Raw genomic sequence first — 12,487 nt, 5'->3', positions numbered from 1 at the left:
GATAATGGCCCGATCTTGACGCTGGCGGCGATATCTCGCCTGATGTGATCACATATTCCGCCTTCGAGATGCCGATCGCGATACGGAGAGTGACGATGGACACTGCGACCGCCGGGAATGTCGATTGGTCGAAGGGCGCTGCCTATCTCGACGGGGCCTATATGCCGGTCTCCGAGGCCAAGCTCTCGATCACCGATTGGGGCTATCGCCGCTCGGACGTGACCTATGATGTCGTCAGCGTCTGGGATGGGGCGTTCTTTCGGCTCGACGATCATCTCGCACGCTTCCGCGCCTCGATCGAAGCCATGCGCTTCACCCCGAAGGAGAGCGACGCGGACATCCGCGCGATCCTGCACGAGCTCGTGCGGCTGTCGGGCCTGCGCGAGGCGTATGTGGCGATGGACTGCATGCGCGGGAGGCCCAGCCCCGAGCAGCGCTATCACCCGGTCAATGCGCGCAGCTATCTCGCGGCTTTCGCCATTCCCTATGTCTGGCAGATGAAGCCCGATGTCATCGCGCGCGGCGCACATATGATCATCGCCTCGACACCGCGCATTCCCGATGTCTGCCTCGACGCCCGCATCAAGAATTTCCACTGGGCGGATATGACGGCGGCGATGTTCGAGGCCGAGGAGAAGGGCGCCGACAACCCGATACTGCTCGATCTTGACGGCAACGTCACCGAAGGTCCCGGCTACAACGTCTTCTGCATCACCGACGGCAAGGTCGCGACCGCCGACCGCAACGTGCTGCACGGAATCAGCCGGCTGAGTGCGATCGATCTTTGCGCCGAATTGGGGCTACCCTGCGAGGCGAGGGCCGTGCCGGTCGAGGAGTTTCGCCAGGCCGACGAGATCTTCGCCACGAGCACTGCGGGCGGCATCATTCCCGTGACCAGACTCGATGGGCGCATTCTCGGCAATGATCGCCCGGGACCGATCTCGGAGCGTTTGCGCGAGGCTTATTGGGCGAAACGGCATGAAGGCTGGCATGCCGAACCGATCGATTACAGCGCCGCCAGCTAAGCAGATTCCGGAAAAGTGTCCCACGGTTTTCCGACAAGAATCTGCGACAAATCAAAGACCTAAGCAGAACATTCGTTGGCGTGCCAAGGAATGTCTGCTTAGAGCGTTTTCGAGCGAAGTGGATGCCGGTTCGCATGAGGAAAACGCGTTAAAACAAAGATCTAGAGCAATTGCTCTAGTTTTGGGGCGAGAGCCCCGCATCGCCTTCGATTTTGTCTTTTGTCTCAGGCAGGGAGTGATCGGGTCATGACGAGCTTGCGGAAACTGGCTTATGCGGCGGCGCTCGCCGTTTGCGGATTAGGTGCGGCGGGCCTCCCCGCCGAAGCCCAGGTCAAGAGTGCGACGCTGGACGCGGTCAAGAAGCGCGGCGAGCTGAATTGCGGTGTGGATACCGGCATTCCCGGCTTCGCCTTCCAGGACTCGACCGGCAAATGGAAGGGGCTCGACGTCGCCTATTGCCGTGCCATCGCTGCGGCGGTGCTCGGCGATGCGGAAAAGGTCAAATATGTCGGGGTGACCACCAAGGTCCGCTTCACCGTGCTGCAATCGGGCGAGATCGATGTCCTGATCCGCGACAGCACGCTGACCTTCACGCGCGACACGCAGCTCAACCTCTCGCCCATCGCGGTGAATTTCTACGCCGGCCAGGCCTTCATGGTGAAGAAGAGCCTGAAGGTCGCCTCCGCCAAGGAATTGAACGGCGCGACCATCTGCATGCTCACGGGCGCGACGCTCGAGCTCAACATCGCCGATTATGGCGCCGCCAACGGCATCAAGATCAATTCCCTGCTGTTCGACAAGCCGGAGGAGGCCTTCGCCGCGGCGGAGGCGGGGCGCTGCGATGGCTATTCCGACGATTCCGGTAGCGTCGCCGCGGCGCGCTCGACCATGAAGACGCCCGACGACTGGACGATCCTGCCCGAGATCATCTCCAAGGAGCCGCTCGGCATCTATGCGCGCGAAGGCGATGAGAAATGGGGCGACATCCTGAAATGGACGCATATGATCCTGCTGACGGCCGAGGAGATGGGCGTCACCAAGGCCAATGCCGACCAGATCAAGGCCAGCAAGCCGGCTGACCCTTTCATGCAGCGTCTGCTCGGCCTCGACGAGGACTTCAGCAAGCAGTTGGGCCTCGATGGCGACTGGTCCTATCGCATCATCAAGGCCGTGGGGAACTATGGCGAGATCTATGACGAGTATTTCGGCCCCAAGGCGCTCGGCCTGCCGCGTGGAACCAATAATCTCTGGACCAAGGGCGGGCTTCAATATGCCCTGCCGCTGCGCTGATGGCCTTGGCTGACACCGCGGTCCTGATCGCGCGACAGCCAGCCCCGAGACAGCAAAGGCGCGGTTCTTTCCGCGCCTTTGCCTGGCAAGGCCTCTTCCTGTGCGCGCTCGCCCTCTTCGCATGGTTCATCATCGCCAACGCGTCGGATAATCTGGCGGCGCGGAACATGAATTTCGGCTTCGCTTTCCTCTCCCAGCGGACCGGTTTCGACATCCCCTTCCATGTCGTGCCCTGGTCGACGGCCGATAGCTATGGCCGGGCCTTGTGGGTCTGCCTGCTCAACACCCTGCTCGCCGCGGCGATCGGCATCGTCCTGGGCTCACTGCTGGGTTTCCTGCTCGGCGTGATGCGCCTCTCGGCAAACTGGCTGGCGCGCAGCCTGTCGCTGGCGATCATCGAGATCGTGCGCAACACCCCGCAATTGCTGCAGATCATCTTCTGGTATGTGGTGATGATCCAGGCGTTGCCGCCGCCGCGCAACGGCTTGGCCCTGCCGGGGGGCATGATCCTCAGCGTCCGCGGCCTGAACATGCCCAGTATCGAGATGGGCACTGCCGGCCTGTGGCCGGTCCTGCTGCTGGTGGCTGCGCTGTGCCTCGTCCCCGTATTCAGGGGCTTGCGCCGCCGGCATCGGGCCTTTGGATGGGCCGCGCCGCTGCTGCCCGCCATCGCGCTTGTGGTCGTCCTGCTGTCGGTCGACCATCTCGATTACCCGACGTTGCGCGGCTTCAACTATGTCGGCGGCGTCGTGGTGCCGCCCGAATTGATCGCGCTGGTCGCCGGGCTGTCGCTCTACATGTCGGCCTTCGTCGCCGAGATCGTGCGCGCCTCGCTCCAGGGCATCGCCAAAGGCCAGCGCGAAGCGGCATCCTCACTTGGCCTGTCCGGGGCGCAGGCGCTGTTCCTGGTCATCCTGCCGCAGGCATTGCGGGTGATGATCCCGCAATTGACGAACCAGTATCTCAACCTGACCAAGAGCACTTCGCTTGGCGCTGCGATCGCCTATCCGGAACTGGTCCAGATCTATGCCGGCACGGTGCTCAACCAGACCGGGCGGGCGCTGGAAACGATGTTCCTGGTGATGATCATCTTCCTCGGCATCAACCTGGCCATCTCCGGTTTCATGGCCTGGTACAACGCTCATGTCGCGATCGTGGAGCGCTGATCGCGATGGCGCCGACGCATGTCTGGGTCAAACGGAACCTGTTTCCATCGCTGTCCAGCGGTTTGCTGACGCTCCTTCTGGCTGGCGTGATCATTGTCCTGGTCAAAGCGATCTTCAACTGGGCGGTGACGGACGCGACGATCTCCGGCACTACGCGTGCAGCTTGCGATGCCGGCGGCGCCTGCTGGACCTTCATCAAGGTCAGGTTCGACCTGTTCTTCTATGGCCGCTATCCCTCGCCCGAGCGCTGGCGGGTCGATCTCGCCCTGGCTCTGGTCGTCGGCACCACGGCGGCGACGCTCATCGCGCCGCCGCGCTGGCAGGGCTGGCTCGCGTTGATCCTGCTTGGCTTCGTGCCCGCGGCGGCCGGCATCCTGCTGGTTGGCGGGCTGTTCGGACTTCCCTATATCGCCACCAATCTCTGGGGTGGCTTGATGCTGAACGTTCTGCTCACCGCGGTGGCGGGCGGCGGCGGCTTCATTCTCGGCGTCTTCCTGGCGCTCGGCCGCCGCTCGAAATATCCGGTCATCCGCCTGTTCTCGATGCTGTTCATCGAGTTGTGGCGCGGTGTGCCGTTGCTGACCGTGCTCTTCATGGCGATGCTGCTGGTGCCGCTGTTCATGCCCAATGGCGCGACGATCGACAATCTGCTGCGCGCGATGCTGGCGCTGACGCTGTTCACGGCCGCCTATATGGCGGAAATCGTGCGCGGCGGCTTGCAAGCGATCCCCCGCGGCCAGGCTGAAGCGGCGACCGCGCTTGGCCTTCGGCCATGGGCGATCCAGTCCTTCATCGTCATGCCGCAGGCGCTCAGGCTGGTCATCCCCGGCCTCGTCAACACGGTGATCGACCTGTTCAAGGACACCACGCTCGTCAGTATCGTCGGCCTGTTCGACCTTCTCGCCGTGATTACTCAGGCCCAGAAGGACCAGGCCTGGCTCGGCATGGCGCGGGAGGGTTATGCCTTCGCGGTGGTGGTGTTCTTCCTGTGCTGTTTCGGGATGTCGCTGTTCAGCCGCCGCCTCGAGCATCGCCTGAACCGCCATCTGCGCTATTGAGTGACAGCGCGGTGAGGCCGTCGGATCTCTGCGATAGGCTCGGCTAGGCGCGCACCGCGTTCCGCTGTTCCAGCGCGATCTCCCCCTGCGATTGCGCTCAGGCCTGGGCCAGCACTTCGGCGACGAGCGAGCCGAATTTCTTCGTGCCGACCTTGCCGTCGAGGTCGGGCGTGCGGCAGGCCGGATCCGTCAGGACGGTATCGATGGCGGCGTCGATGGCGCGAAAGGCCGCCTCGAACTGCGGCATACCGCGCGTCTCGCCGAGCCATTGCAGCAGCATGCCGCAGGACAGCATCATCGAGACCGGGTTGGCCTTGTCCTGGTTCTGGATGTCGGGCGCCGAGCCGTGCTGGGCCTGTGCGCAGCAATGGCTGTCGCTCGCCATCATCGAGCCGGCGAGGCCGAGGCTGCCCGACAATTCGCTCGCCAGATCCGAGATGATGTCGCCGTAGAAATTCGTCGCGCAGATCACGTCGAAGCGCTCGGGATTGCGCACGAGATGCGCCGTCGAGGCGTCGATCAGCAGGTCGTCCAGGGCGACCTCGGGGAAATCCGCCGCCACCTTCCTGACCTCGCGCAGGAAGAGCCCATCGGTCTGGTGGAAGCTGTTGACCTTGTGGACGGCGGTGACCTTCTTCCGGCGCTTCATCGCCAGCTCGAAAGCGCGGCGCGCGATGCGGTTCGAGCAATGGGCGGTGATCTTGCGCAGCGAGATCGCCATATCAGGCGAGGGCATCAGCTCGGCCCAGCCCAGATGCATGTTGCGGTCGGGATAGAAGCCCTCCGTCGCCTCGCGCATGATGACGAGGTCCATCGTCTTGCCCGGCTTCATATTGGATGGAATGAATGACCGGGTGCGCGCCGGGCGGACATTGGCGTAGAGATCGAGGCCGATCCGGAAACCGGCGGAGACGTTGCGTCCACCCTTTTCCGGCGCAGGGTAGTCGGCATGCGACTGGGTTCCGAGGATTACGCCATCATAATCGTGCCGAGCCTTCTCCAGGATGCTGTCACGCAGCGTGGTGCCGTGCTTCTCCAGGCTGGTGAAGCCGACCTCGTCATAGTCGAAGGTGAGATCGAGGCCGAACCGCGTGCTGGCGGCTTCCAGTACCTGCATGGAGGCGGAGATGATCTCGGGGCCGATGCCATCACAGGGCAGGACGAGCAGCTTCATGAGGGTTCTCCGGCGCGCCATGTTCGGTCGTGGCGGCACGAGGCGAGTTTGTAGATTTGGTTATTGCATCTATTAAATCCAAATTGACGTCAAGGGGCGACCGCCCCGGAATCATTGCTGTCGGCTGGTTGCATTCGCGCGGCTGGCCGTTTCGCCACTCAATGAGATCAAGCTATGTCCAATAGTCCCCTCGCGCTCCGCATCGCTGGCGATATCGTCGCCCGCATCAATTCGGGCGACCTCTCCGCGGGGTCGCATCTGGCGACCGAGGCGCTAGCCAAGCAGTATCAGGTCTCACGCTCGCCGGTCCGCGAGGCACTGGGCGTGCTGGCCGGTGACGGCGTCATCGAGAGCCGGCCAAATCGCGGCTTCTATGTTCGCTCCGATATCGATGTGGCGGGCTTGGCCAAGCCGGTGCTGGCCGTCAGGGCGGCCGATGCCGACCCTTATTTCACCTTCGCCGAAGACTGGCTGAACGACAGGATCGAAGGCGAGCTCACCGAACAGGCCGTGAGGGACAGGTACAGGCTCACGCGCTCCCAGGCCCAGGATCTCTTCGTGCGCGCGGTCCAGGAGGGCTGGGCCGAGCCCAAGCCGGGATATGGCTGGCGCTTGCGGCCGGTCGCCAAGACATCGGAGGCCTTCGAGCAGATCTATCGCTTTCGGGCGGTGATCGAGCCGGCGGCGATCATGGAGCCGACCTTCCGCTTCGACAGGGCCGCCGCCGCCTCGTTGCGAAGAGTTCAGGAGAAGCTGGCGAAGGGTCAGATCGGAGGGCTTTCACCGGAAGCGATGCGGAGCGCCGGCGCGGGCTTTCATGAGGAGCTGATCAGAATGGCGGGAAATCCGATGTTCCTGTTCGCGCTGGAGCGCGCCAACCAGTTTCGGCGCCTCATCGAGTACCGTTTGAAGGTCGATCCCCAGCGGATCGTCGCGCAGAGCATCGAGCATGTTCAGATCCTGGACCTGCTCGAGCGCGGCGACAATCTGGAGGCGGCGCATGTCATGCGCCGGCATCTGAACGGCGCGCTGGCCGTCAAATCGCCGGTCGTTCAAGCCGAATTCGCGCCTGCGCCAAGGGGTTAGGGCGCTGCAGCCGGAAGTGCATGCGCACATTTGGCTTTATAGATTGATAAAACCAATATTCTGAGTTAGCGTCCCCGCAAGAAAAAGATCTTGGGAGGACGCTATGATCACACGCAGGCATGTCGTTGCGGGCGCTGGCGCGCTCACTGCTGTAACCATGGCCGGCAATCGTTCCGCCATCGCGCAGGGCGTTCCGGCCGGTTATCCCGCTGTTTACGGCGAGCTCGTCGACAAGGCGGTGAAGGAGGGTGCGGTCTCGATCTACACATCGACGGACGATGTGCAGGGGAGGCCGCTGGTGGAAGCCTTCCGGGTCGCGTTCCCCGGCATCCGGGTCGACTACAACGACCTTGGAACGAACGGCGCCTATAACCGCGTCATCTCGGAAGCCGCCGCCAAGCAGGTCGGCTCGGACATCGTCTGGACCTCGGCGATGGACCTGCAGATGGTGCTGGTCTCGAAGGGGCAGGCGGAAACCTACAAATCGCCCGAAGCCGCCCAGCTGCCTGCCTGGGCCAATTTCAACGACCAGCTCTACGCGACCTCGGTCGAGCCGGTCGCGATCATGTACAACAAGAGCATGCTGGGCGCGCTCAAGCCGCCGCAGACGCGCGCCGAGCTCATCGCCTTCCTGCAAGCCAACAAGGATGCGCTGAAAGGCAAGGTCGCCTCGTTCGATCCGGAAAAGAGCGGCTCCGGCTTCCTGTTCTTCAACAACGACGCACGCACCACCTCCGACACCTGGGAGCTCGTGAGGGCCTTCGGTGGAACGGACCCCAAGGTCTATGGCAGCTCGGGCGCGATGCGCGAGAAGATCGCCTCGGGCGAGCACTGGATCGCCTTCAACCTGATCGGCTCCTATGCGATCGAATGGGCCAAGAAGAACAGCAATCTCGGCGTCGTCCTGCCGCCCGACCATGCGGCGGCGTTCTCGCGGGTCGCCAATATCTCGAAGGGCGCGCCCCATCCCGCCGCGGCGCGCGTCTTCCTCGATTTCCTGCTTTCCCAGCGCGGCCAGACGGCGATGGCCGCCAGTGGCGCGCCGTCGATCCGCACCGATGTCAGCGAAGGCCTCAACATCGCCAAGCTCAACGAGATGGCAGGCGGCAAGCTGAAACCGATCCCCGTTTCGGCCGCGCTGCTGGAAGCATCCGATCCAAAGACGCGCGCCGCGTTCTTCCAGAAATGGAAGCAGGCGCTGCGCGGTTGATGCGTCCCACCGAAAGCATCGCCATGTCGCTTGCCAACGACGCGCCGCGTTTCAGGGCGGGAGTCATTCTCGCCCTGTTCGTGATGGTGGCAGCGCCCGCGCTGCTCGTCATCTATCAGAGCGTCCTCGACGCACCCTTCTTCGACGATAATGTCCGCTTCAGCCTCGATGCCTTCCGTTTTGTCCTGACCGATCCCGAGTTCTATCGGGCGCTCTGGACCACGACGCTCTATGCCTTCGGCATGGTGGTGGTCGCGGTTCCGCTTGGCGGGCTGCTCGCCTTCCTGATCACGCGGACGGATCTGAAGGGGCGAAAATGGCTCGAGCCCATCGTGCTCGTGCCGATGTTCCTGTCGTCGATCGTCCTGGCCTTTGGCTACACCGTCTCGGTCGGGCCTTCGGGCTTCGTCACCATCGCCTTCAAGAGCCTCTTCGGCGCGGCGCCCTGGAGCATCTATACGCTGCCGGGCATCATCCTGATCGGCGGCCTGAGCCATGTGCCGACGGTCTATCTCTATGTGGCCTCGGCGATGCGCCGCTTGCCGTCCGACCTTGAAGAGGCGGCGCGCACGGCGGGGGCCGGAATCTGGCGGGTCTCGCTCGACGTCACCTTGCCGATGGTCCTGCCGGCGCTGGTCTTCAGCGCCGCGCTCAATCTGCTCCTGGGCTTCGAGACCTTTGGCATTCCACTGGTGCTGGGCGATCCCAACGGCATCCTCGTGCTGACCACCTATATCTACAAGGTCAACACGATCTTCGGCGCGCCGACCTATCAGGTCATGGCGGCGGTCACGGTGTTCCTGATCCTGATCACATTGCCGCTCGTCTTCATCCAGCGCCGCTTGCTGCGCCATGCCCGGCGTTTCGCGGCGGTCGGCGGCAAGGGGGCGAGAACCAATCTGCTCCGGCTGGGCAGCACCGGCCAAGCGGTCGCGCTGGGGTTGATCGGGTTGTGGCTCCTGGTCTCGGTGTTCTTTCCGGTCGGCGGCATCGTGCTGCGCGCCTTCGTCGAGAATTGGGGCGAGGGCGTCAGGCTGACCGAGCAATTGACGCTCGCCAATTTCAAGGCGGTCTTCGAGATCCCGAGCCTGTCGCGCGGCATCCTCAACACGATCCTGCTCGCCGGAGTCGGCGGCGCCATCGCGGTTGCCTTCTACCTGCTGGTTGGCTTGGCCGGGCATCGCAACCGCGGCAGAAGCGGAACCCTGCTGGACTATTCCGTGCTGATCCCGCGGGCGCTGCCCGGCCTGATCGTCGGCCTGACCTTCTTCTGGCTGTTCCTGTTCGTGCCCTTCCTGATCCCGCTCAGGGCGACGCTGATCAGCCTCCTGATCGCCTACATCATCGTCGGCCTGTCCTATGGCCTGCGGATCATCCAGTCGACGCTGCTGCAGGTCGCGCCGGAGCTCGAGGAATCGGCCCGCATCACCGGCGCTTCGGTCTACCGGAGCTGGCGTGACGTGGTCATTCCGCTGGTCAGGCCCGGCCTCGCCGGGGCCTGGGCGATGATCATGATCGTGTTCCTGCGCGAATACGCCACCGGCGTCTATCTGATGTCGTCGGGCACCGAGGTCATCGGCTCGCTGATGGTGTCGCTGCTGACCTCGGGCGCGATGGATCAGATCGCCGCCCTTTCCTTCATCTCCATCGCATTGACGGCCGTGGGCCTGACACTCGCCCTGCGGCTGGGAGCGAAACTTCATGACTGAGCTCGTTGTCGACAACGTCGAGAAATGGCTGGGCGGCCTCAAGATCCTGTCCGGCGCCTCCTTCACCGCCGAGAAGGGCCGGATCGTTGCCTTGCTCGGCGCCTCCGGCAGCGGCAAGACCACGCTGCTGCGCTGCATCGCCGGGCTCGAACAGCCCGAAATCGGCCGGATCGTCATCGGCGGGAAGACCGTGCTCGATGGCGAGGCCGGCGTCGCATTGCCGCCCGAGGCCCGTGAGATCGGTCTCGTGTTCCAGTCCTATGCGCTCTGGCCGCACAGGACGGTGTTCGAGAACGTCGCCTATGGTTTGCGGCTTCGCAAACGACCGGCGGCCGAGATCAAGACGCGGGTCGAGACGATCCTCGACAAGCTCGGCCTGGCGCATCTTGCGGCGCGCTATCCCGATCAGCTCTCGGGCGGCCAGCAGCAGCGCGTCGCGATCTGCCGCGCCCTCGTCTACGAGCCCAAAGTCCTGCTGCTGGACGAGCCGCTGTCGAATCTCGACGCCAAGCTGCGCGAGGAGGCGCGGTTCTGGATTCGCAAGCTGATCCTCGAACTGGGGATCTGCGCCATCATGGTCACGCATGATCAAGGCGAGGCGCTGGCGATCGCCGACCATGTCCTGCTGCTCAAGGGCGGCAGCATCGTCCAGGACGGCACGCCCCTCCAGATCTACGGCCAGCCGACAAGCTTCTATGCGGCCGATTTCATGGGGACCAACAACGTGCTGTCGGGCGCCTTCGAGCCGCAATCAGATGGCGGTGCGGTCATTCGCTGCGAGGGCTGGAGCCTGCCTGGGATCTGGCGCGACGCCGAGCCGCCGCGCGATGCCTCCGACATCCGCGCCGTGGTCCGGGTCGAAACCATCATGGTCTCATCCGAACCGACCGCGACAAGCCAGCCGCTGGATGTCGAGGGCTGCATCTATCTCGGCGACAAATGGGAATACCGGCTGAGGCGCGGCAGCGTTCGCTTGCGCGCGCAGGGCGCGTCGGAGCTGTCGTCGGATGTGGCGCATTGCACTGTGCAGCCGGCTTCGACCTGGCTGTTCAACCCGTGACCGGAGCCCGTTGACATGAGCACCGGTCCCCGCATCGCCTTGATCCATGCGACGTCCGTCGCGATCGAGCCGATCCTTCAGGCCTTCAAGGAGTTCTGGCCGGAAGCCGAGCCGGTCAGCATCCTCGACGATTCCCTCTCCGTCGACAGGGCCAAGGCGAGCGACATCACGCCGGCCATCCACCAGCGCATCGTTGCCCTGGCGGAATACGGTTATTCGCTCGGCGCCAAGGCGATCCTGTTCACCTGCTCGGCCTTCGGTCCCGCGATCGAGGCGGCGGGACGCGCGGTCCCGGTTCCGGTTCTCAAGCCGAACGAGGCGATGTTCGAGGAGGCGCTCGGGCATGGCGAGCGGCTCGGCATGGTCGCAACCTTCGGCCCCTCCATCGTGACGATGGAAGCCGAGTTCGCCGAGGAGGCAAGGCGCGTCAGGCCCGGGGCCAGGCTCGCCACGCGGCTGGCTGCTGAGGCGATGGCGGCGCTGCGCGCAGGCGATGCCGAGACCCACAACAGCCTGGTGGCGCGGGAGGCCAAGGCCTTCGGGCAGGTCGATGCGCTGATGCTGGCGCATTTCTCGACATCGCGCGCGCTCAAGGCCTGCCGCGAGGCGACATCCGTGCCGGTGCTGTCCTCGCCGGAGGCTGCTGTCCGCAAGGTCCGAAAAATCGTCGGAGCGTGAGCGCCGAACCGACGACCCAAAAGGGAGGGAAGGCAGATGATTCTATTCGGGAGGAGTTGCCTTGGCTTGGCCGCGACGCTTACCGTCGCGGTATCGCTGTCGACAAGCGCGCGGGCCCAGACGTTCCCGGAGCGGCCGGTCACCATGATCGTTCCCTTCGCCGCGGGTGGCGCGGCCGACACGACAGGGCGCATTCTCGCCGAGGCGCTGGCGCGCGCGCTCGGCAAGAGCGTGGTGGTCGAGAATATTGGCGGAGCCGGGGGAGCGATCGGCGGCTCGCGGGTCAAGAGCGCGGCGCCCGACGGCTACACCATCGGCCTTGGCCATACCGGCACGCTTGCCGCGGCGGTGACCGTCAATCCGAAGCTGCCCTATGATCCGAGATCGGATTTCGCCTATCTCGGCCTCGTCGCCTCGACGCCCAATATCGTCTTCTTCCGCAATGATCTGCCGGCGGCGAATCTGAAGGAGTTCATTGCCCTGGCGAAGCAGAAGCAGGGCGCCTTGATGATGGGGCATTCCGGCAATGGCGCGGCCTCCCACATCACCTGCCTGATGTTCTTCGGGCTCATCGATGTGAAGCCGACCTATGTGCCCTATCGCGGCTTCGGCCAGACGATCAACGACATTATGGGCGGCAAGATCGATGGTTCCTGCGATCTCGTCGCCTCCGTCAGCGGCCAGGTTCAGTCCCGATCGGTGAAGGCCTTTGCAGTCGCGGCCAAGACGCGGGCCGAGACCTTGCCGGATGTACCGACCTCCGAGGAGGCCGGCCTGCCGGGGTTCCAGGCCGAGACCTGGACGGGGCTGTTCGTGCCCAAGGCGACGCCGAAGCCAGTGCTCGATATCCTGCAGGGCGCGGTCGCGAAGGCCCTGAACGATCCGGAGGTCGCAAAGCGCCTCGTCACGATCGGGGCGCGGGCGCCGCGACCCGACGAACGCGGTGGCCCCGCCATGCAGGCGCTGGTGGTAAGCGAGGTCGATCGCTGGGCCGCGATCCTCCACAAGGCGGGCTTCAAGCCGGACTGAGA

Annotated in this window: 11 protein-coding genes; 10 read left to right on the top strand and 1 reads right to left on the bottom strand. The window is 64.3% G+C overall.

What is annotated here, in order from left to right; all coding sequences use genetic code 11:
* Positions 1-95 precede the first annotated feature (95 nt).
* The 4 genes from BMZ97_RS10710 (at position 96) to BMZ97_RS10695 (ending at position 4,539) form a co-directional block, all read left to right on the top strand.
* Entirely contained in the window at positions 96-1,025 is a 930-nt protein-coding gene (locus tag BMZ97_RS10710) for an aminotransferase class IV (RefSeq protein ID WP_092168259.1), read from the top strand.
* Between the two features lie 246 nt (positions 1,026-1,271).
* Positions 1,272-2,315 carry an amino acid ABC transporter substrate-binding protein gene (locus BMZ97_RS10705; protein WP_092168256.1) on the top strand — a complete coding sequence of 348 codons (1,044 nt, stop codon included), beginning with the start codon at positions 1,272-1,274 and terminating at the stop codon, positions 2,313-2,315.
* A gap of 5 nt (positions 2,316-2,320) precedes the next feature.
* Entirely contained in the window at positions 2,321-3,481 is a 1,161-nt protein-coding gene (locus tag BMZ97_RS10700) for an amino acid ABC transporter permease (protein ID WP_175525505.1), read from the top strand.
* Positions 3,482-3,486: 5 nt separating this feature from the next.
* Positions 3,487-4,539 (top strand): amino acid ABC transporter permease, encoded by a 1,053-nt coding sequence (locus BMZ97_RS10695; protein WP_092168250.1) that lies wholly within the window; start codon positions 3,487-3,489, stop codon positions 4,537-4,539.
* A 97-nt stretch (positions 4,540-4,636) separates the two neighbouring features.
* On the opposite strand, the gene BMZ97_RS10690 is transcribed toward BMZ97_RS10695, so the two are convergent.
* Positions 4,637-5,713, bottom strand: a complete 1,077-nt coding sequence (locus BMZ97_RS10690; protein WP_092168247.1) for an isocitrate/isopropylmalate dehydrogenase family protein — start codon at positions 5,711-5,713, stop codon at positions 4,637-4,639.
* A gap of 174 nt (positions 5,714-5,887) precedes the next feature.
* On the opposite strand from BMZ97_RS10690, the gene BMZ97_RS10685 reads away from it, so the two are divergent.
* The 6 genes from BMZ97_RS10685 to BMZ97_RS10660 all read left to right on the top strand — a co-directional run bounded on the left by BMZ97_RS10685 (position 5,888) and on the right by BMZ97_RS10660 (position 12,485).
* Positions 5,888-6,799, top strand: a complete 912-nt coding sequence (locus BMZ97_RS10685; protein WP_092168244.1) for a GntR family transcriptional regulator — start codon at positions 5,888-5,890, stop codon at positions 6,797-6,799.
* Positions 6,800-6,902: 103 nt separating this feature from the next.
* On the top strand, positions 6,903-8,009 hold the full coding sequence (locus BMZ97_RS10680; protein WP_092168241.1) for an ABC transporter substrate-binding protein: 1,107 nt from the start codon (positions 6,903-6,905) through the stop codon (positions 8,007-8,009).
* Positions 8,009-9,718: an ABC transporter permease gene (locus BMZ97_RS10675; protein ID WP_244546333.1), complete on the top strand. Its 1,710-nt coding sequence runs from the start codon at positions 8,009-8,011 to the stop codon at positions 9,716-9,718. Before BMZ97_RS10680 ends, BMZ97_RS10675 begins: the two co-directional genes overlap by 1 nt.
* Complete coding sequence (locus BMZ97_RS10670; protein ID WP_092168235.1) at positions 9,711-10,778, top strand: ABC transporter ATP-binding protein; 1,068 nt, start codon at positions 9,711-9,713, stop codon at positions 10,776-10,778. Before BMZ97_RS10675 ends, BMZ97_RS10670 begins: the two co-directional genes overlap by 8 nt.
* A gap of 15 nt (positions 10,779-10,793) precedes the next feature.
* Positions 10,794-11,456 (top strand): aspartate/glutamate racemase family protein, encoded by a 663-nt coding sequence (locus BMZ97_RS10665; protein ID WP_092168232.1) that lies wholly within the window; start codon positions 10,794-10,796, stop codon positions 11,454-11,456.
* Between the two features lie 66 nt (positions 11,457-11,522).
* Positions 11,523-12,485 (top strand): Bug family tripartite tricarboxylate transporter substrate binding protein, encoded by a 963-nt coding sequence (locus BMZ97_RS10660; protein ID WP_175525504.1) that lies wholly within the window; start codon positions 11,523-11,525, stop codon positions 12,483-12,485.
* Positions 12,486-12,487 lie beyond the last annotated feature (2 nt).

The organism is Allobosea sp. OK403, assembly GCF_900113835.1.
In the GTDB taxonomy this organism is placed as follows: domain Bacteria; phylum Pseudomonadota; class Alphaproteobacteria; order Rhizobiales; family Beijerinckiaceae; genus Allobosea.
This window is presented reverse-complemented; position numbering and strand designations above follow the sequence as displayed.